The sequence below is a fragment of the Streptomyces violaceusniger Tu 4113 genome, assembly GCF_000147815.2.
Taxonomy (GTDB): domain Bacteria; phylum Actinomycetota; class Actinomycetes; order Streptomycetales; family Streptomycetaceae; genus Streptomyces; species Streptomyces violaceusniger_A.
The window spans coordinates 10,023,990-10,043,000 of record NC_015957.1 but is presented as its reverse complement, the minus strand read 5'-3'; the positions used below and the strand labels follow the sequence as shown (position 1 = coordinate 10,043,000).

General features: G+C 71.8%; 16 protein-coding genes. 8 read left to right on the top strand and 8 right to left on the bottom strand.

Features of this window, described 5'->3' with window-relative positions; all coding sequences use genetic code 11:
- Positions 1-458: 458 nt before the first annotated feature.
- Positions 459-1,214, bottom strand: a complete 756-nt coding sequence (locus tag STRVI_RS41050) for an SIS domain-containing protein (protein ID WP_014061465.1) — start codon at positions 1,212-1,214, stop codon at positions 459-461.
- A 151-nt stretch (positions 1,215-1,365) separates the two neighbouring features.
- On the opposite strand from STRVI_RS41050, the gene STRVI_RS41045 reads away from it, so the two are divergent.
- Entirely contained in the window at positions 1,366-2,058 is a 693-nt protein-coding gene (locus STRVI_RS41045; RefSeq protein WP_014061464.1) for a metal-dependent transcriptional regulator, read from the top strand.
- A gap of 892 nt (positions 2,059-2,950) precedes the next feature.
- Positions 2,951-3,820 carry an alpha/beta fold hydrolase gene (locus STRVI_RS41040; protein ID WP_014061463.1) on the top strand — a complete coding sequence of 290 codons (870 nt, stop codon included), beginning with the start codon at positions 2,951-2,953 and terminating at the stop codon, positions 3,818-3,820.
- 19 nt (positions 3,821-3,839) lie between these two features.
- Here the strand turns inward: STRVI_RS41040 and STRVI_RS41035 are convergent, their stop codons facing one another.
- Entirely contained in the window at positions 3,840-4,277 is a 438-nt protein-coding gene (locus tag STRVI_RS41035; RefSeq protein WP_251982832.1) for a hypothetical protein, read from the bottom strand.
- A gap of 335 nt (positions 4,278-4,612) precedes the next feature.
- On the opposite strand from STRVI_RS41035, the gene STRVI_RS41030 reads away from it, so the two are divergent.
- A complete protein-coding gene (locus STRVI_RS41030; RefSeq protein WP_014061461.1) occupies positions 4,613-5,800 on the top strand; it encodes a lactate 2-monooxygenase in 1,188 nt (395 codons plus the stop codon).
- Positions 5,801-5,976: 176 nt separating this feature from the next.
- The gene (locus STRVI_RS41025) at positions 5,977-6,321 is read left to right on the top strand and encodes an SH3 domain-containing protein (protein ID WP_014061460.1); all 345 of its coding nucleotides are present in this window, start codon (positions 5,977-5,979) and stop codon (positions 6,319-6,321) included.
- Between the two features lie 107 nt (positions 6,322-6,428).
- Here the strand turns inward: STRVI_RS41025 and STRVI_RS41020 are convergent, their stop codons facing one another.
- From STRVI_RS41020 to STRVI_RS41010, 3 genes are all read right to left on the bottom strand, one after another.
- Complete coding sequence (locus STRVI_RS41020) at positions 6,429-8,114, bottom strand: hypothetical protein (protein ID WP_014061459.1); 1,686 nt, start codon at positions 8,112-8,114, stop codon at positions 6,429-6,431.
- A complete protein-coding gene (locus STRVI_RS41015) occupies positions 8,111-8,920 on the bottom strand; it encodes an ABC transporter ATP-binding protein (RefSeq protein WP_050993856.1) in 810 nt (269 codons plus the stop codon). Before STRVI_RS41015 ends, STRVI_RS41020 begins: the two co-directional genes overlap by 4 nt.
- Positions 8,921-9,094: 174 nt before the next feature.
- Complete coding sequence (locus STRVI_RS41010; RefSeq protein ID WP_014061457.1) at positions 9,095-9,760, bottom strand: bifunctional DNA primase/polymerase; 666 nt, start codon at positions 9,758-9,760, stop codon at positions 9,095-9,097.
- Positions 9,761-10,143: 383 nt separating this feature from the next.
- Here STRVI_RS41010 and STRVI_RS41005 point away from each other — a divergent pair, with 383 nt between their 5' ends.
- Positions 10,144-11,541 (top strand): hypothetical protein, encoded by a 1,398-nt coding sequence (locus STRVI_RS41005; RefSeq protein ID WP_014061456.1) that lies wholly within the window; start codon positions 10,144-10,146, stop codon positions 11,539-11,541.
- Positions 11,542-11,903: 362 nt separating this feature from the next.
- On the top strand, positions 11,904-13,559 hold the full coding sequence (locus STRVI_RS47205) for a hypothetical protein (protein WP_014061455.1): 1,656 nt from the start codon (positions 11,904-11,906) through the stop codon (positions 13,557-13,559).
- A 79-nt stretch (positions 13,560-13,638) separates the two neighbouring features.
- On the opposite strand, the gene STRVI_RS40995 is transcribed toward STRVI_RS47205, so the two are convergent.
- The gene (locus STRVI_RS40995) at positions 13,639-14,949 is read right to left on the bottom strand and encodes an ABC transporter substrate-binding protein (RefSeq protein ID WP_014061454.1); all 1,311 of its coding nucleotides are present in this window, start codon (positions 14,947-14,949) and stop codon (positions 13,639-13,641) included.
- 171 nt (positions 14,950-15,120) lie between these two features.
- On the opposite strand from STRVI_RS40995, the gene STRVI_RS40990 reads away from it, so the two are divergent.
- Together STRVI_RS40990 and purU are read left to right on the top strand one after the other, a co-directional pair.
- Positions 15,121-15,570 carry an SCO4402 family protein gene (locus STRVI_RS40990; protein WP_014061453.1) on the top strand — a complete coding sequence of 150 codons (450 nt, stop codon included), beginning with the start codon at positions 15,121-15,123 and terminating at the stop codon, positions 15,568-15,570.
- Positions 15,571-15,602: 32 nt separating this feature from the next.
- On the top strand, positions 15,603-16,472 hold the full coding sequence (gene purU, locus STRVI_RS40985) for a formyltetrahydrofolate deformylase (protein WP_014061452.1): 870 nt from the start codon (positions 15,603-15,605) through the stop codon (positions 16,470-16,472).
- Positions 16,473-16,505: 33 nt separating this feature from the next.
- Here the strand turns inward: purU and STRVI_RS40980 are convergent, their stop codons facing one another.
- The gene (locus STRVI_RS40980) at positions 16,506-18,182 is read right to left on the bottom strand and encodes a zf-HC2 domain-containing protein (protein ID WP_014061451.1); all 1,677 of its coding nucleotides are present in this window, start codon (positions 18,180-18,182) and stop codon (positions 16,506-16,508) included.
- Positions 18,179-18,763 carry a sigma-70 family RNA polymerase sigma factor gene (locus STRVI_RS40975; RefSeq protein WP_043237387.1) on the bottom strand — a complete coding sequence of 195 codons (585 nt, stop codon included), beginning with the start codon at positions 18,761-18,763 and terminating at the stop codon, positions 18,179-18,181. Before STRVI_RS40975 ends, STRVI_RS40980 begins: the two co-directional genes overlap by 4 nt.
- Positions 18,764-19,011: the final 248 nt, after the last annotated feature.

The following is a 19,011-nucleotide window of genomic DNA, read 5'->3' as shown; positions in this document are numbered from 1 at the left end:
GGAGGCCCCAGGCCATGACGCCCCGGCCCCTGCAGCCCCGGCCCGTGCAGCCCCGGCCCGGGAGGCGCCGCGCGCCCGCCGCCCGCGGCCAATTCAGCCCCTCCGGTGTTTGAGGAGCGGGGTGCGGGGGCGGAGCGCTGGCCGGGGTCCGGGGCCGCCCCTGGGGTTCGCTCAAGCCCCTCCGGTGTTTGAGGAGCGGGGTGCGGGGGCGGAGCGCTGGCCGGGATCCGGGGCCGTCCCCGGGATTCGCTCCAGCCCCTCCGGTGTTTGAGGAGCGGGGTGCGGGGGCGGAGCCCCGGCCGGGGTCCGGGGCCGCCCCCGGGATTCGGGAAGGGGCGGGGTGGGGGAAGCTACCCCCCGCTGCGCGCTCACCGGCGGGCCACCACGTGTATGAGCTCACCACCGGTCAAGGCTCCCGGCGAGGGTCTCACCGCCGGTCAAGGCTCCCGGCGAGGGTCTCACCTTCGGTAGAAGATCCGGTCCCCGTACTCGGTCATCACCTTGCGGTTCCACTCATGCCCGCCGTCCACGTTCCCCGACCTCAGCATGGGCGGCTCGATCCCCCGCTCGGCCAGTTCCGCGACCCCGGCGGCCACCATGGACTGCATGATCGCGCTTGTCACGACGGTGGACGCGGGCGCGAAGGGCGCGCCGACGCCGTCCACCGTGAGTTCCGCGTCGCCGATCGCGATCTTGTTGTCGATGACCAGATCGCACTGGTCCTTGAGGAAGCCACCGGAGGGGTTGCGCGAGGTGGTGCCGGTCGCGTAGCCGACCGAGGTCACCCCGATCACCCTGACACCGCGCTCCCGGGCGCTCATCGCCATCTCCACGGGCAGGGCGTTGCGCCCGGACAGCGAGATCACGATCAGCAGGTCCCCGGACCGGAGCGGACTGCTGTCGAGGACGGTCGTGGCGAGTCCCTCGACGCGTTCCAGCGCGCTGCCGAGGGTGGCGGGCATGACGTCCACGCCCACCACCCCCGGCACCGGCAGCAGGTTCATCAGGGCGAGCCCGCCCGCGCGGTAGACGACGTCCTGCGCGGGCAGGGAGGAGTGCCCGGCGCCGAATGCGAAGAGGCGGCCGCCCGCGGCGACGGTATCGGCGATCAGGCTGCCCGCCGCGGCGATATGCTCGCCCTCCTCGTCCCGCACCTGCCGCAGCAGGCCGATGGCCGCGTCGAAGAATTGCCCGGCCGGTTTGGACTCGTTCATCAACGCGTCGCCTTCCCTGTGGGGTTTCCGATCATGACGCTGTCAATAGCAGTCCGGTCCCTTGCGGCGGAAGAGGCTGTCTCGGCCCCGTTGTCGGCGGGATGCGTCAGAATTGGCTGAGGGCCACCGCACGACACTTCGAGGGGCACGCATGTCCGGACTGATCGACACCACGGAGATGTATCTCCGCACCATCCTCGAGCTCGAGGAGGAGGGCGTGGTCCCCATGCGCGCCCGGATCGCGGAGCGGCTCGAGCAGAGCGGCCCGACGGTCAGCCAGACGGTGGCGCGAATGGAGCGCGACGGGCTGGTCACGGTCGCGGGCGACCGTCATTTGGAGCTGACCGAGGAGGGCCGTCGGCTGGCCACGCGGGTGATGCGCAAGCACCGGCTCGCCGAGTGCCTGCTCGTCGATGTGATCGGGCTGGAGTGGGAGCAGGTCCACGCCGAGGCGTGCCGCTGGGAGCATGTGATGAGCGAGGCGGTGGAGCGGCGCGTGCTGGAGCTGCTCCGCCATCCGACCGAGTCGCCTTACGGCAACCCGATTCCGGGCCTGGAGGAGCTGGGCGAGAAGGCCGAGGCCGATCCGTTCCTGGACGAGTCCATGGTGAGCCTGCGTGAGCTGGAGCCCGGCTCGGAGGGCAAGACGGTGGTGGTGCGCCGCATCGGCGAGCCCATCCAGGCCGACGCCCAGGTGATGTACACGCTGCGGCGGGCCGGGGTGCAGCCGGGCTCCGTGGTGAGCGTCACGGAGTCGCCGGGCGGGGTGCTGATCGGCAGCAGCGGTGAGGCGGCGGAGCTGGAGGCGGAGATCGCCTCGCATGTCTTCGTGGCCAAGCGCTGACCGGCCGAGCGCTGACCTCCGGTCTTCGTGGCCGAGCGCTGACCTCCGGTCTTCGTGGCCGAGCGCTGACCGGCCAAGCGTTGACCCCCGGTCTTCGTGGCCGAGCGCCGACCCCGGCCGGGCGCGAGCTTCTCGCACCTGATTCCGGCCCCCTGCCCAATTCCAGACCCTGAATCCCCGACCCCCGCCCTGATCCACGAACCCGGGGATTCCCCCGTCCCGACCGATCCGACCGTCTCGACCGTTCCGATCATTCCGCCCCCCGACCCCCGGCGTGCGGACGCTCCGACCGGCCCCGCTCCAGACCCCCGGGGGCCCCGGGGGCCAGGCGGTCCAACGCCTCGCGCATACACCCCCGCACAGCCTCGCGCGCTTCGACACGCTGACCGATACACCCCGTTCAGTCGATTCGGCCGTCACGACCTGCGACGACGGATTTTCCCGAAACCGGAGTCGAGAGAAACCGAGCGGGCGGGGCCGACGCGTGCGACGCTGTCGCTGACGCGCAGGCCGTCAGGGGAGGGGGCCGCGGTGGGCCCGAGAGGCTGTGCCGCCGAGGGGGAATTCTTCAGCGAGGGCCCCGGTGCCGTCAGGTGCCGGGGCCCCGCTTCCCCATGTCCCCCCGCTGGGCCCCGGGCCGCACGGACCGCGCGAACGCGGCCGGTGCGACCCGGAGCCCTGGTGACCCGGAGCCCCGAGCTCTCAGGGTCGTCCCCCGCGGACTCCCTTCCCCGAGCAGTCCGCCTCCCGCTAGCTGTCTCCCCATGGCACAGACGATCAACCCCTGACGGTGGTCACTCGAACGAGGGGTGTTGGACGTAACAGCATCGTGTTCGAATATGAGTTCGATACTGTGAGGGTGTTCGAGAGAGGGCTGGAGGTGCCAGACCACATGGTGCGACGCATTGAGGTGAGCGGGACCGGCGGCGTGCGGCTCGCCGCCTGGGAGTTCACCGATCCGCCCAAGGCAGGCGCCGGCCGCGAGGGAGCGCGGGGCCCCGGAGTGCTGTTGCTCCATGGGCTGCTGGGCCGGGCGGCCCACTGGGCGGAGACGGCCCGCTGGCTCTCCACCCGCCATCGGGCGGTCGCCCTCGACCAGCGCGGCCATGGCCGCAGCGACAAGCCGGCCGAGGGGCCCTTCGACCGCTCCACCTATGTGGACGACGCCGAGGCGGCCGTGGAGCAGCTCGGCCTCGCCCCCGTGACCCTGATCGGCCATGCCATGGGCGCCCTCACCGCCTGGCAGCTCGCGGCCCGCCGCCCCGATCTGGTCCGGGCGCTGGTCATCTGCGATATGCGTGCGTCGGCCCTCGGCGCCGCCTCACAGCGCGAGTGGGCGGAATGGTTCCGCTCCTGGCCGGTGCCGTTCGCGACGCTCGCCGATGTGCGCAGGTGGTTCGGTGAGGACGATCCGGCGCTGGAGCGGCCGAATCCGGCCCGGGGCGATTTCTTCGCCGAGGTCATGGCCGAGCGTTCGGACGGCTGGCGTCCGGCCTTCTCCTGCCGCCAGATGCTGAAGGCCCGTGAGACCTGGGTCCGGGACGCCCATTGGGAAGAGCTCGCGCTGGTCGAGTGCCCCACCCTGGTCGTCCGCGGGCTGGACGGCGAGCTGGGCCGTGCGGAGGCGCAGGAGATGGTCCGCGTCCTGCCCCACGGGCAGTATGCGGAGGTGGTGGACGCGGGCCATCTGGTCCACTACGACCAGCCGGACGGCTGGCGCCGCGCCGTGGAGCCCTTCCTGGCCTCGGCCCTCCCCGTCTGACGACGGCGCGCCCCCCGGTTCAGAACGCCCAGGTGAACGGCTCGCCGCCGATCTCCGTCCACATGACCTCGACCGACCTGGCCCGCGCGGGAATCAGGAAGGTGGTGCAGAGCAGATAGCTCTGCCCGTTCTTCCAGTCCTTGATCCCGTCCGGGTCCGCGCAGCCCTTGGGCTGTCCGGCATCGTCCACGACCTTGGCCCCCCGCCGGCCGTCCGCGTACACCTCCGCGTAGTCCCCGACCCGCGGATACTCCCGCACGGTGGCCCCGCGCAGATGGGTGTACTTCACCTGGGCGACCGCGGGCACCAGGCCTTTGGCGTCCGCCGGGTCCGGCACCAGCGCCTTCGCCTCGTCCGCCGTGCCGATGTCGACCTTCTGCGCCGCGATCCGATAGGTGGGCTCGACCCCGGTGTCCTCCTTGAACGCACGCGTACCGGTCTGACCCGGCCAGAACACCCCACCCCCCGACCGCATTCCCACCGTCCGCGCCCCACCCTGATCTCCGTCGGCGGCCTCCGAGCGGGATGTGTGCCGCGCGTTCTCGGATGTATCGCCCTTTTCCCCGAATGGTCCGCACGCGGTCAGGGCGAGAGCCAGTACGGCAACGGGCGCGCCGACCCGCAGCCATGTTGTCTTGGTCAGCGGCACGGGGAACTCCAATGCGGGAACTGTCTCCGTCGCGTTCCGGTGTGATCCCTTGAACGCGACCGACGGTTCGTCGATCCTACGAGTCCTCTACTGCCTTGCGGCAATGGGAAATTGACCAGTAATGGACAGGTGAAGGGAAGCACATGATCGGCGGCGACATCACGGATCCGGAACCCGGCAGGGACTGGGCGGCATTTCAGTACGAGATCTATCTGAACGGGATGACCGGCGTCGTTCCCCGGCTGCCCGCCGATCTGACCCGGCTCGAGGAGCTGGCCGAGGCCCGGCTGGGGCCCGGGCCGGTGGGCTATGTCGCGGGCAGCGCGGGCAACGGCAGCACCGAGCGGGCCAACCGAGCGGCGCTGGACCGGCATCGGATTGTGCCGCGGATGCTCCGTGACGTACGGCGGCGGAAGCTGTCGGTCGAGCTGCTGGGCACCCGGCTGCCCGCGCCGCTCGCGCTCGCGCCGATCGGCGTGCTGTCGATCATGCACCCGGACGCCGAGTGCGCGGCGGCGCGGGCCGCCGCGGCGCAGGGCGTGCCGTTCATCCTGTCCTCCGCGTCCAGTACGCCGATGGAGCGGGTGGCGGAGGCGATGGGGGACGGTGAGCGGTGGTTCCAGCTCTACTGGGGCAAGGACCGCGAGGTCACCAGGAGCTTTCTGGACCGGGCGAGGACGTGTGGTTTCACCGCCCTTGTGGTGACCCTCGACACCCCGCTGCTGGCCTGGCGGCCGCGCGATCTCGACCAGGCGTATCTGCCGTTCCTGCGCGGTGTGGGAACCGCCAACTACTTCACCGATCCGGCGTTCCGGGCCGGGCTCGCCAAACCGGTCCACGAGGACCGGGACGCCGCGGTACTGCACTTTGTGCAGATGTTCGGCGACCCCGGGAAGACCTGGGAGGACCTGGCGTTTCTGCGTGAGCAGTGGGACGGACCGATCGTGCTGAAGGGGGTGCTGCACCCCGACGACGCCCGGCGTGCGGAGGAGGCGGGGATGGACGGCGTCGTGGTGTCCAACCACGGAGGCCGCCAGGTGGGCGGCTCCATCGGGGCGGCCGACGCGCTGCCGGGGGTGGTGGCGGCGGTCGGCGACCGGCTGGCGGTGCTCTTCGACAGCGGGGTGCGCACCGGTGACGATGTGTTCAAGGCGCTCGCCCTCGGCGCCCGCGCGGTGCTGCTGGGGCGGCCGTACGCGTATGGGCTGGGGCTGGACGGGCAGCCGGGGGTGGAGCATGTGATCCGCTCCCTGCTGGCCGAGTTCGAGCTGACGATGGCGCTGTCGGGGCATGCGGATGCGGCGGGGCTCACGCCGGACGCACTCGGCTGACAATTCCCTTCGGCTTTCAACTTGTTGTCGGATGCACCGGTGCACCGGCGACTCGCCGCGGGACCGTCGGGGCTTTACCGGGTCATGAGCTTCCGGATTGACGGGTGCTACGCTCTTCGGCGCGCAGTGAATTAACCGATCATGCAGTGAATTAACCGATCACGGGGGGTGGTTGCGTGAAGATCCAACGTAAAGCCTCGATGGTCGTGCTCGCGGCGACGCTGATGCTGGGCGGTTCCGTGGCCCTGGCGCCGACGGCGTCGGCGGTGGGGTCATCGGCGTGTCAGTTCAATTCCCCGGATGTCAATTTCAAGGTCTCCACCAGTGGGGCGAGATTCCGTACCGGACCGGGAAAGCGGTACCGCGCTATAGGGACGCTTTACCGGGGGGATTCCTTCCGGTACTTCTGCCGCACCCGGGGCTTTGAGAAGAGCTGGTCCTACGGAAAGATCCTCAGGCGGACGACGACCGGAATCCGGCCCGGGACCAGAGGCTGGGTGTACAGCAAGTACCTCGACTAGCCGGAACGTTACGGCAGTTGAGGTGCGGGCGGTTCGTGCGACGCCACCACGCATCGGCGGGGCCGGGGTGAGTCCCCGGCCCCGCCGATGCGCTGCGTGCCCGGGGCTCACCCCTTGCTGACCGCCGTCAGGATCTCCGGCAGCCGCGCCGCGACCCGCGGTGCCGCCATGCGCAGGCCGGTCTCCGCGAGGGCCGCGCCGTACACCGCGCCCAGCGGGAAGACCACCCACAGCCAGCCGTGCGCCCCGGAGACATGCAGCCAGATCGTCAGGCCCAGCACCGGTGCGCACAGCACGGCACCCACGACCATCCCGCCCAAGATGCTGAGCCAGGCGATCCCCGCCTGTGCCGGGACGACGTTCTTGTGACCGCTGTCCTGCGGAATGGAGTACGGGGCCAGCACGGAGGTCAGGGCGCCGGTGGCCAGCATCGAGCCGAGCAGCGCCAGGGCGATCCCGAGCGCCTCGGGGGCGGCCGGCCAGTTCTTCTGGAGGGCGGCGGAGCCGAGCACCGCCATTGCCACATAGGGCACCGCGACCAGGAGGAGCGCCAGCGCACGGCCCCGCATCTCCAGATAGGCGTCACGGCGCGAGGAGATCGTCTGGGCGACCATCCAGAAGGCGGAGGAGTCCTGCCCGAACTGGTTGTACATCAGCATGCCGAGCATCCCCGACGCCCAGCAGGCCCAGTAGATCGAGCCATTGCCCTGGACCGCCGTGATGAAGGGCACCAGCAGGCCGACGCCCAGCGAGGTGACCCATGCCGACTTGGTCTTCGGGTCCCGTACGGCATAGCGCAGGGTCCGCAGCAGCACCGTGCCGGTGCGGCCGGCGGGCAGCAGCCGGGCGAACGGGCCCGAGGCGTCCGGGGTGTCGGCCGTGCCGGAGCCCCGCCGCTCGCGCGGCGCCGCCGCCTGGAGCGTGGAGGCGTCCGGCGTGGTCATCAGATGGGTGAGGGTGCCCGTCCACCACCACATCAGCAGCGCCAACGCGCCCGCCGTCAGCGCGAACTGGGCCGCGGCGACCCCATAGGCGCCGTCGCTCACCCCCTGGACGGCGTCGATCGCCGCCGCGGGCGGCACCCAGCGCAGCACCCGCGCGGCCGGTTCCAGCACGGCCAGGCCGTTCTTGCCGCCGAGCTGCTGGGCCCCGAGGTTCACGAACTGCGCGCCGATCGCGACGAACAGACCGCTGAGCACCGCCAGGTCGCGGCCCTTACGGCTGGTGAGGAGGCGGGTGTTGGCCGTGGCGACGGCGCGGGCCAGCGCCACGCACACCAGCACCGTCAGCACCACGGCCACCGCCGCCGCCACCGCGGCCGCCGCCCCGTGCGCGACGGCGACGGCCGAACCGGCCGCCAGGGTCAGGGTGAAGAGCGGGCCGATGCCGATCAGCGAGGACACCAGCAGTGCGGTGATCAGCGAGCGCGGCCGCAGCGGCAGCATCACCAGCCGGGTCGGGTCGAGGGTTTCGTCGCCGCCGGGGAAGAACAGCGGCATCACCGCCCAGCCGAGCGCGAGCACCGCCGTCAGCAGCGTGACCAGCGCGTCGACGTGGTTCGTGTCGCGCAGCAGCACCAGACCGAGGAGCTGCAACACGGCGAACAGCATGGCCAGCACCAGCGAGGTGATATACGCGGCCCGCCGACCGCCGGACTGGCGCAGCCCGTTGCGCAGCAGCGCCAGCTTCAGGGAGACGAAGACGGGGGTGGGGGAGACGGTGGGGACGGCGGGCGGCGCGGGCGCGGCGGTGCCGAGCGGGCCCTTGGCGTCGAGCGGGTCGGTGAGCGTCATCGGGCGCCGCCGCCCAGCCAGTCGAGGCTCTGGCCCGCCTCGCGCCGGCCCGCGCCGACCAGTTCCAGGAAGGCGTTCTGCAGGGACGGTGCGTCGCCCCGCACCTCGGCCAGCGGGCCATGGGCCCGGATCCGCCCCTTCGCGATCACCGCCACCCAGTCGCACAGCGACTCCACCAGCTCCATGACATGGCTGGAGAAGACGACGGTGGCGCCGGAGTGGGTGTAGCGCTCCAGGACGCCGCGGATGGTCTGGGCGGAGACCGGGTCGACCCCCTCGAAGGGCTCGTCGAGGAAGAGGACTTCCGGGTTGTGGAGCAGCGCGGCGGCCAGTCCGATCTTCTTCCGCATACCGGTGGAGTAGTCGATGACCAGCTTGTTCTGGGAGCCCGCGAGATCCAGGACGTCCAGGAGCTGGGTGGCGCGCCTGTCGACCTCCGCACCGGGCAGCCCGCGCAGCCGCCCGGTGTAGGTGAGCAGCTCCCGGCCGGAGAGCCGCTCGAACATCCGCAGTCCCTCCGGCAGCACCCCGATCCGCGCCTTGATCTCGACCGGGTCCCGCCAGACGTCGTGCCCGCCGATCTCCACGGTCCCCGAGTCGGGGCGCAGCAGGCCGGTGATCATCGAAAGCGTGGTGGTCTTACCGGCTCCATTGGGCCCGACGAGGCCGATGAACTGCCCGGCGGGCAGCTCCAGATCGATCCCCGCGACCGCGATCTGCTCTCCGTAGCGCTTCCACAGGCCGCTCACCCGCACGGCGGCGGCCCTGGTCGGCTCTGTGCTGGCTGCTGTTTGCTCCTGAGGCACCGGCTTCCCCCGTTTTCCTGTGGGACGAGTCACGGGGGGCCGGTCGTGGCGCCCCCGTCCGTCGCTCCACGATAGGGGCCGACCTGGGGAGCGCTCCGGGGGGCGTCAGCGGCGCGGTGTGTCTCAGCGGCGCGGGGTGCCAGCGGGCCGGTGTGTCAGCGGTCCCGGGGGTGGTCAGCGGCGCTCGCGGCCGCAGGCGTAGGCGAGGGCGCTCACCAGCTCCTGGGCGTCGGGCAGCCAGCGGTTGGCGGCGGTGGGCCGCCGGGCCCACTGGATCGGACCGCGCAGGCCCACCCGGGTCGGGGGCGCGACCACATAGTCGCCCTCGCCGCGCGGGGTCAGGTCGATCGCGTTCGGCGGCCAGCCCAGATTCCGCACCAGGTCGGGGACCTTGGCGGCGGCGCCCGGGAGGACGAAGAAGAGCATCCTGCGCCCGGGGGTGCAGGTGACCGGGCCCAGCTCGACCTGGCGGCGCTCCATGCGCGCGAGCGCCAGACAGCCCGCCGACTCCGGTACGTCGAGCGCGTCGAAGGTGCGACCGGTCGGCAGCAGGATGGAGGCGCGCGGCGTCCTGGCCCACATGCGGCGGACCACGACCGCGCTGCCCGTGGCCTGGTTCACCCAGTCCCGGCCGGTCGGATGGGCGCCGGGGGCCGGGCAGTCGGCGCTTCCGCAGGAGCAGCGCTCCACTCCGTCCACGGTCTCCAGCCAGGCGCCGGAGAGCACGTCCCAATGCCGCTCCTCGGCATATCGCACCGCCGCGTCGCGCAGCCGTTCCCCGCGCTGCTGAGGGATCTGCGAGGTTCCCGCGGGGAACCGCGATGGTCCTGTCACGTCCATGGTCTCTTCCACGCAAGGACAACTTCCGCCGTCAACAGGGGTTACGGCCGGACCCCCACACGGGCGGGCCGCCGGGGGCCCGGGGTGCGCGAGGACGGCACGGCGGGGCGCATGGGTGCACAGCCGGGGGCGCGTGTGGGGTTGCGGCTGTGTAAGCGGGTAACCACCATGCGTGACAGGCGTGCGAGTGTCCGGCGGCCATGCCGCGGCGCCAGGGGGAGGGCGTGCCCGGACTCGTATCGGCGCCGTACGCGAACGATGCGGTCGATGCGGTCAATACGGGCAAGTTCCGCATTCGCCGTATACCTGCGATATCTGCGGGGCATCACTCAGCAGCAGAGACGGATACGCCGAGAACGCAAGCAGTCACAGGAGGTAACGCCATGGCCGCTAGGCCGCTTGTGGCGCGGCAGCCGAACGAACGGCTGCAGGCGCTCATCCAGGAAGCCGGCTGCTCCAACGCCGGGTTGGCGCGCAGGGTCAATATGTGCGGCGCCGAGCACGGTCTCGATCTTCGGTACGACAAGACGTCGGTGGCCCGTTGGCTGCGTGGCCAGCAGCCCCGGGGCCGGGCGCCGGGCATCATCGCCGAGGCGCTCGGCCGCAAGCTGGGCCGTACGGTCACGATCGACGAGATCGGCATGGCCAACGGCAAAAACCTTGCCTCCGGGGTCGGTCTGCAGTTCTCGCCCACCGTCCTCGGCGCGATAGAGCAGGTCTGCGAGCTGTGGCGCAGCGATGTGGGGCGCCGCGACTTCCTCAGTGGTTCGACGGTCGCCGCCTCCGCGCTGGTCGAGCCCAGCCGCGACTGGCTGATCACCGGTGCGGACACCCAGGTCGCGCGCACCGCGGGCGCCCGGGTGGGGCGTTCGGACGTCGCGGCGGTGCGCGCCACGACGGACGCCCTGGTCGACCTGGACCACCGCTACGGCAGCGGCCATGTGCGCCCCGTCGTCGTCCACTATCTGAACAGTGTGGTCTCCGGGCTGCTGGCCGGCTCGTACACCGAGGCGGTCGGCCGTGAACTCTTCGCGGCCGTCGCGCGGTTGACGGAGCTGGCGGGCTATATGGCGGTCGACACCGGGCAGTCCGGTCTCGCCCAGCGCTACTACATCCAGGCGCTGCGGCTCGCCCAGGCCGCGGGGGACCGGGGCTACGGCGGCTATGTGCTCGCCGCCAGCATGAGCCATCTCGCCGCCCAGCTCGGGAATCCCCGGGAGATCGCCCAGTTGGCGAAGGCCGCGCAGGAGGGCGCGCGTGGCCAGGTGCCGCCGCGCGCCGAATCGATGTTCCTGGCGGCCGAGGCACGCGGCCACGCCCTGATGGGGGACGCGCGGGCCTGCCAGGCCGCGGCCGGGCGCGCGCTGGACGCGTTGGAGCGGGCGGTGGGGAGCGGTTCGGGCTCCGTCACGGGTGACGACCCCACCTGGGTCCGCCACTTCGACCGTGCCTATCTCGCCGATGAGCTGGCCCACTGTCACCGCGACCTGGGCCAGGCCGAACAGGCCCGGCGGCGCGCCGAGGAGGCCCTGGAGGGGCTTCCGGAGGGGCGGGTGCGGCGGCGGGCGATCGGGCTGTTGCTGCTGGCCACCGGGCATGTGCAGCAGCGCGACGTGGAGCAGGCGTGCCATGTCGGCACCCAGGCGGTGGATCTGCTGGGCACGCTGCGGTCCAACCGGGGGGCGGAGTATCTGGACGACTTCCAGCAGCGGTTGGAGCCCTATCGGGACGAGCCGGTGGTGCGGGAGTTCGGGGCGCGGCTGCAGATGCAGGTCGCCTGAGCCCGAGGTGGTCACCTGAGGCTGTCGCCTGAGATTTCCGCTGGGCGCGGGGGTGTTGTGGGGCCTTGTGGGGTGCGGGAGTCATGGGGTGTGCGGGGTGTGCGTCGCGTTGTGGCTGCTGGTGCGTGTGGGGTTGGTGGGTGTGATGAGGTGCGTGCGTTGGGTGCGCGCGTTGGGGTGTGCGTTGCCTTGTGATTACCGGAGGTACGGGTGGGGTTTACATAACCCCTGATCGCGGTGGTGTGCCCCCTGTCGCGGTGACCAGTCTCTCGCCGTCCCCCTGGGCTCATGGGCATCGCGCCGTCTGGGGAACCGGTAGCGTGAGCCGACGATTCCGTAGTTCCGTATACCAAGGAGTCCCGGTGACACAGAGCGGTCAGGGGAATGAGCCGCGGCTTCCCGCGGTCCCGCCCGCGCAGCCTGTGCGCGAGGGGGTTGTGCTGCCCGCCCAGGGGGACTACAAGCCCTCGGACGGCCACCAGGCGGCCCCGGCCGGGGGACAGGCATGGGGGCAGCCTTGGGGCCCGCAGAGCGCTCCGGAACTGCCGCCGCAGGGGGAGTTCGGCGCGCCGCCGCCCCCCGAGGGGCAGCCTTACGGGTCGCCCGAGGGGCAGACCTACGGAGGGTCGCCTGGGGGGCAGTCCTACGGAGGGCCGCCCGAGGGGCAGACCTACGGAGGGTCGCCTGGGGGGCAGTCCTACGGGCCGCCTGGGGGACAACAGGCCTACGGGGCGCCCGACGGGTCCTACGGTTCGCCTGGAGCGCAGCCTTACGGGTCGCCCGAGGGACAGCCTTACGGGTCCCCCGAGGGACAGCCTTACGGCCAGCAGCAGGGTTGGTCGGCCCCCCAGAGACCGGCTCAGCCGCCGTACCAGGCCGCCGACGAGACCCAGGTACTGCCGCCGCAGCCCGCCGGGGACGCCGACGCGACCCAGTTCATACCCCCGGTCCCGGGTGAGGCCCCGCCGCCTCTGGACACCCCCACCACCACGCTCGCCACGGTCAAGAGCGCGCCGCTGCCGCCCGAGAACCGGCCCGAGTCACCCGCCGAGTCCACCACCCAGCTGCGCGCCGTCCGCCCCGGCCACCGGGGCGCCCACCGCCAGCCGGCCGCCGCGGAAGAGACCGCGGTGCTCCCGCCCACGCCGCCCGCACCCGCGCCGGACGCACCCGTACCCGCGTCCGCGGCGAACATCCCGGAGCGGCCCGGCAGCGCCCCGTACGCGATCCGTCCCGGCCGTCCCGGGGACCGGCCGCCGCCCTCGGAGTTCGACGGTCTGTTCCGTGCCGAGGGCGCCCATGAGACCCAGCAGCTTCCGCAGTTCGCCCAGGACGTTCCGCAGCCGTCGCCGTCCGGTGGCGGTGGCGGCGGTGGTGGCCGTGGGCGGCGCCGGATGTCGCGGGGCATGCTCATCGGCATCGTGGTGGCGGGCTGCGGTATCGCCGGGCTCGCCGCCGGAGCCGCGCTCAGCATGGGCGGCGACGGCGACAAGAAGGACAACTCGACGCTGAGCAGCTCCTCGCCGAGCGCCGGGGAAGAGGAGCCGTCCAAATCCGCCGATCCCGCCGAGCCGCAGGCGAAGGCGCTGGACGCGCTGCTCGCCGACAGCAACAACAGCCGCGCATCGGTGATCAAGGCCGTGGACAACATCAAGTCCTGCAAGGACCTGCCCACGGCGGCATCGGATCTGCGGACGGCCGCGGGCCAGCGCAATGGTCTGGTGACCCGGCTGGGCAAGCTGTCGGTGGACAAGCTGCCCGACAACGCGCGGCTGACCGCGGCTCTCACCAAGGCGTGGAAGTCCTCGGCCAGGGCCGACAACGAGTACGCGGCCTGGGCCGATCAGGTCGGCGGCAAGAAGGGCTGCCCCAAGGGCAAGGCCCGCCGTACGCCCCGGGTCGGGACGGCCGAGCGGGCGAGCGGCGAGGCGACGCAGGCCAAGAAGACGGCCTCGGGGCTGTGGAACCCGATCGCCTCCCAGTACGGCCTCACCTCGCACCAGGCCACCGAACTGTGACCGGACGGCCGGGGGCGGCGCCGCCGTCCCCGGCCCGTTCCGCAGGGTGTCAGCGGCCCGGCCCGCGGGTGCCGGCGGCTCAGTCCGCCGGGTGGTACTGCTCCAGGATCTTGGACACGTTGACGAATCCCTTGCGCACCGCCACCAGTCGGCCGTCGCGCACCATCTGGTAGGTGACGTCCGCGTTGACGATCCGCGAGTAGTTGGGCACGTGCAGCGTGTCGTCGTAGCCCCAGCGCAGCGTCGGCGTCAGCCCGCCGGTGTTGACCGCGTGGCCGTCGTCCAGCTCGTTGCGCACGGTGCGGGCGCTGATGTCGTCGGCGTGCAGGGACATCAGGACCGAGCGCAGCACCGTGTAGCCGATCCAGGTGGTCTGCGTACCGGGGTCGTCCGGGTCGATGCGGTTGTCGTCGAAGGCGTACTTGTTGATGACCTTCTTCATGGGGTTCCAGCGCGCATCGTCCCCGGCCGGGTACCAGCCGGTGGCGTAGGTGCCCTCCAGGGGGCTGGAGCTGCCGCCGGTGGAGTCTATGAGGGACTGCCGGACGCCGCCGAGGATGGAGGCGAGCCGCACCCTCGGATGGTTCTCCTGCACCCGGCGGAAGGAGTCGAAGAAGGTGCCGGTGCGGTTGCCGAGCGCCGCGGTGACGCAGGAGCTGTCCAGGGAGGCGCCCTGGGCGGCACTGCCGAGGGAGGTGTCGGCGCCGACGCGCTCCAGAGCGGTGGTGGCCTGGTCGCTGTAGTCGCCCGCGCCCTCGGGGGCGCGGACGTCATGGGCGGTGTCGCGCTGACCCGCCCTGAGGCCGGTGTTGAGGAGCTGGGGGAGGTCGTCGCCCGCGATGGTGTCGGGGCGCACGAGCGCGGTGCGCTCGCAGCGGGAGGCGAGCTGGCGGCCGTTGCCCACCAGCAGGGCGGCCTGGCCGCCGTTGACCGGATAGGAGTACGGGCTGTCGAACTCCTCCTGCGTCACCCCGTAGCCGCCTATGTAGGGGATGCCGGCGACCTCCAGCGGGGAGATGAAGGCCCGGCCGTACTGGCTGTACGAGCCGACGACCGCGACGGCCTTCTCGTCCTTGGCCTGCTGGGCGCAGCGGGCGGCCTGGACGGCGTCGTTGCGCTCGTTGCAGGTGACGACCTTGAGCTTGCGGCCGTGGATGCCGCCGGTGTCGTTGACCCAGCGGGCAAATGCCTTCGCCATCGCGGGCATTCCTGGCATATTGGTCGCTTTGGTGCCCTCGGGGGCCCATGTCATGACGGTGATGGGGTCGCCGTCGTTCTTGCTCGACAGCACTCCGCCGCAGCCGGTCAGCAGTGACGCGCCGACCGCCGTGCACAGTGCCGCGACGGCGGCTCGGAAGAGGCGGGAGGAAGGGCGTCGCCGACCGGTCATGGCAAGCGAGCCTGTCCCGTCGCGAGGAACGGCGCAGCTATGACAAGACAAGGAACGGTGTCATAGAGGTGAACTCCGGGGGCCGATCCGTCGCTCTGTGTGAAGAACGTACGATCGGTGATTGTGCAAGGTTCGGAGAAGTCTTCCCGTCGCGCCCGTCGCTCGACCACCATGGGAGGCATGCCTCCTGTCAACGACATGCCCTGGTGGCGCTGGCGCATCAACGTGCGCTCGGCGCTGCATATGCTCTCGGATCCCGTCTTTCAGCAGGAGTGCTGGCTGGCCGGCCAGGCCGGGTACGGGGATGTGACGGACGCCGTCTACCGGCTCGTCGAGGACACCTGGCTCGACAACTGGTCCGCCGAAAAGTACGTCGGCACGATCTTCCGTGACTCGCAGGAGGCGGCGCTGGTCGATGTCGCCGTGCTGCGGGTGCTGAGGATCATGCACCAGGTGGGCGCGGACGCCCTCGTCCCGGCCTACCTCGAACACCATGGCTGGCCGGAAGCCGTGCGGGCGGCCCGCGAGGCCCATGTGCGGCTGGCCACCAACGACGGCGAGGACCCGGATGTGCCGCCACGCACCCTCGAAGTACTGGCGATCATGACGCAAGCGGTCTGAACCACGTCGCGGGTGTGGGACGCTATGGAGTCATGAGCGAGCCGCATTCCGTCCCCGACCAGTACATCCTCACCCTGTCATGCCCTGACAAGCAGGGCATTGTGCACGCCGTGTCGAGCTATCTGTTCATGACCGGCTGCAATATCGAGGACAGCCAGCAGTTCGGGGACCGCGACACCGGGCTCTTCTTCATGCGGGTGGCCTTCCGCGCCGTCTCACCGGTGAAGGTGGAGGATCTGCGGGCCAGCTTCGCGGCGGTCGGCGAGTCCTTCCAGATGGACTGGGAGATCCATCCCGCCGATCGCAAGATGCGCATTCTGCTCATGGTCAGCAAGTTCGGGCACTGCCTGAACGATCTTCTCTTCCGGTCCCGGATCGGCGCGCTGCCGGTCGAGATCGCCGCCGTGGTCTCCAACCACACGGACTTCGAGGAGCTGGTCGGCTCCTACGGGATTCCGTTCCACCACCTGCCCGTGACGAAGGACACCAAGCAGGAGGCCGAGGCCTGGCTGCTGGACCTGGTGCGCACGGAGCATGTCGAGCTGGTGGTGCTGGCCCGCTATATGCAGGTGCTCTCCGACGACCTGTGCAAGGCGCTGTCGGGACGGATCATCAACATCCACCACAGCTTCCTCCCGAGCTTCAAGGGCGCCAAGCCGTACCACCAGGCGCATGCGCGCGGGGTCAAGCTGATCGGGGCGACGGCCCACTATGTGACCGCCGATCTGGACGAGGGCCCGATCATCGAGCAGGAGGTCGAGCGCGTCGGCCATGAGCTGACCCCGGACCAACTGGTGGCGGTCGGCCGCGATGTGGAGTGCCAGGCGCTGGCCCGCGCCGTGAAGTGGCACAGCGAGCGCCGGGTGCTGCTCAACGGCCACCGTACGGTCGTCTTCGGCTGATTCGTCGGTCGGACGACTCAGGAGCCGGGCGACTCAGAGGCGCGAGAGGGACGCGGCGGCGAAGAGGACGTCCCGGATCGCCTCGGTGTCCCCGGACAGCCCCGCGGCCGCCTCCTGTGGCGGCACATGCCCGGACGCCAGCAAGTAGAACGCCTCCTGGTCCAGGGCGATCGTCGCCACCGCCTCCTCCGGTGAGGCCACCGCCGCCGGGGAGTCCAGCGCGATGTACCAGTCGCCGCCGCCCGTGCCCTCGACCTGCAGATGGAGCGTACGGCCCGGGGTGCCCGCCTCGACCAGCCGACGGGGCGGGGCCGCGAGCCCGGCGCGGCGCCGCTCGGCCAGCGTCCCCGGAAGCAGCCGGGCACACAGGTCGATCATGGCTCTGAGGTGGGCGGAGGCCGGTGGCTCATAGGGGTAGTCGATGGCCTCGGCGATGTCCCCGGCGTGCACCCAGCATTCGAGGGCGCGGTCGAGGAACGCGTCGCGGATCGGCAGCGCGAAGTCCCCGTACGGCACGTCGAGTTCGGCGACTCCGCGCCCGGCGAAGGAGACCGTACGGACCAGGGCATGGCCCTGCTCGCGCCACAACTCCCGTACCGCCCCGGGCGGACCGGCCCCGTACGAGGCGCCGGGCTCGTGGTGCCAGTACGCCTCCGTACGAGTCTGGGGCGAGCGGGGGGCGTCGGCGCCGAGCGGGTCGGGGAGACCGAGGGAGGCGGCGATGATGCCGTCCACGACCATCAGATGGCCGATCACCCCGGCGACGGTGGTGTCCCGGCCGGTGAGCCGCCGCCCGTCGAACCACTTCAGCCGCACCGGCGCACGCCACTCGGCCTCGCCCATGTCGCGCAGCAGCGCGTCCAGCCGGGCGGCCTCGGCGTCGTACGCACCGGCCCAGCCGGGCATGGGTATCCGGGCCGGACGGCGGCCCAGACAGCCCGCGAGCACCCGGGAGCGGAGCATCGGATCGAGGTCCAGGCTGTGCTCGGTGTGCAGCAGCTCGACGGCGTCGCGCAGCCGCAGCGCCTCCTCGGCGCAGGAGGGGCAGTGGTTGAGATGCGCCTCGACGGCGGCGGTCTCGTCCGGCGAGCACGCGGTCAGCGCCCAGGCGCCGAGCAGCGATCGCAGCAGATCGTGCGAGAGCGGATGAGCCGCCGAGGGCGTGGGCGCCGCCGGCGGCGCGGCCGGCGGCGCGGGCGCGGGCAGGGGCGCGGGCAGGGGCGGTGTGGGTGGTGCGGGCGCGGGCAGGGGCGCGGCGGCGGGCGGCTCCGGCTCTGGGTCCGGTTCCGGGTCGCGACTTACGACCGGTTCCGGGTCGGGGCCCGGGGTCGGTTCCGTGTTGGGGCCGGGGGTATGTTCCGGGTCGGAGCCCAGGTTGGACTCCGGTTCGCGGCCGGGAGCGGGCTCCGGCTCAGGGTCCGCTGCGGGTTGCGGGGCCGGTTTCGGGGCGGGCTCCGGTGCCCGTCCCGACGGTCTCTCGTCCGCGGTGGGCGGGCGCGGGGCGGGGATTCCGCCGTCCAGTGCGCCCGGCCAGTGGCCGCTGTCCTCGGCGGCCGACCGCGGCGGCGGTATGCGGGGTGGCCCGGCGGGGTGGGACGGCAGACCCGGGTCGCTGCCCCGTCCGGGCCCGTCTCTCTCGTCCCCGTCCCCGGGTCCGGAGCTCTCGCCGTAGGCGTCGTCGTACGGGTCCGGCCCGCCGCGCCCGGTCACAGCGCCCGCCCGTAGCCGGGAGGCGAGACCGCGCGGGGCGGTTGGACATGGGCCGTGGAGAGGAGCTGGAGGCCGAGCCGCAGGCGGCGCCTGGCCTCGTCCTCGGTCACCCCGAGGGCGGCCGCGGCCTCGCGGTAGTCGCGGCGGTCGAAGTAGGCCAGCTCCAGGGCGGCGCGCAGCGGGGCGGGCATCGAGGTGACGATGTAATCGGCGCGGGCGGCCACGGACACCTCGCGGATCCGCTCCTCCAGGGCCTCGGCCGTGAGCGTGCCCCCGTCGGCATCGGCCGGGGCGGTCTGCGACTCGCGCAGCCGGTGCACCGCCTGGCGCTGGGTGAGCATGGCGATCCAGGCGCGCAGCGAGCCCTGCTGGGGGTCGTACGCGTCCGGGTTCTCCCAGACGTAGCCGAAGACTTCCCGGGTGACGCGGTCGGCGGCCGTCTCGTCCTCCAGGACCCGATGCGCCAGATTGTGGACAAGTGACGCGAATCGGTCATAGAGCTCGGCGAGTGCGGCCGCTTCGCCGCGTGCCAGACGCTGTTGCATCCTGCGGTCCCAGCGGGGCGGTGCGTCATTTGCCATGCGGCCCCCATTCCCGAGTCGTCCGGCCGGCCCTCCAGGCACTATGCCCACGTTCATATCGAATGTAATGCCGGTTGCTCACACAACACGCGTCCATCAGGCAAAGTGCGCGAGAAACGGGCCGCACATGGTATTGGCGCGGTCGCTTTGCGCAGCATCGGGGAGACGAAACGCTTCGGCGCGGCATAGGGTCGTCCCTCAAGGCGTATGCCTGGGGGAGTTTCATGCGCCGACGGGCGGGCAGCCGC

Bases quoted from the DNA above. Each gene is read 5' to 3' on its own strand.
- STRVI_RS41045 (WP_014061464.1), top strand. From the start codon at position 1,366: ATGTCCGGACTGATCGACACCACGGAGATGTATCTCCGCACCATCCTC.
- purU (WP_014061452.1), top strand. From the start codon at position 15,603: ATGAGCGAGCCGCATTCCGTCCCCGACCAGTACATCCTCACCCTGTCA.
- STRVI_RS40995 (WP_014061454.1), bottom strand. From the start codon at position 14,949: ATGACCGGTCGGCGACGCCCTTCCTCCCGCCTCTTCCGAGCCGCCGTC.
- STRVI_RS41050 (WP_014061465.1), bottom strand. From the start codon at position 1,214: ATGAACGAGTCCAAACCGGCCGGGCAATTCTTCGACGCGGCCATCGGC.
- STRVI_RS41040 (WP_014061463.1), top strand. From the start codon at position 2,951: ATGGTGCGACGCATTGAGGTGAGCGGGACCGGCGGCGTGCGGCTCGCC.
- STRVI_RS40975 (WP_043237387.1), bottom strand. From the start codon at position 18,763: ATGGCAAATGACGCACCGCCCCGCTGGGACCGCAGGATGCAACAGCGT.
- STRVI_RS41005 (WP_014061456.1), top strand. From the start codon at position 10,144: ATGGCCGCTAGGCCGCTTGTGGCGCGGCAGCCGAACGAACGGCTGCAG.
- STRVI_RS40990 (WP_014061453.1), top strand. From the start codon at position 15,121: ATGGGAGGCATGCCTCCTGTCAACGACATGCCCTGGTGGCGCTGGCGC.
- STRVI_RS41010 (WP_014061457.1), bottom strand. From the start codon at position 9,760: ATGGACGTGACAGGACCATCGCGGTTCCCCGCGGGAACCTCGCAGATC.
- STRVI_RS41020 (WP_014061459.1), bottom strand. From the start codon at position 8,114: ATGACGCTCACCGACCCGCTCGACGCCAAGGGCCCGCTCGGCACCGCC.
- STRVI_RS41030 (WP_014061461.1), top strand. From the start codon at position 4,613: ATGATCGGCGGCGACATCACGGATCCGGAACCCGGCAGGGACTGGGCG.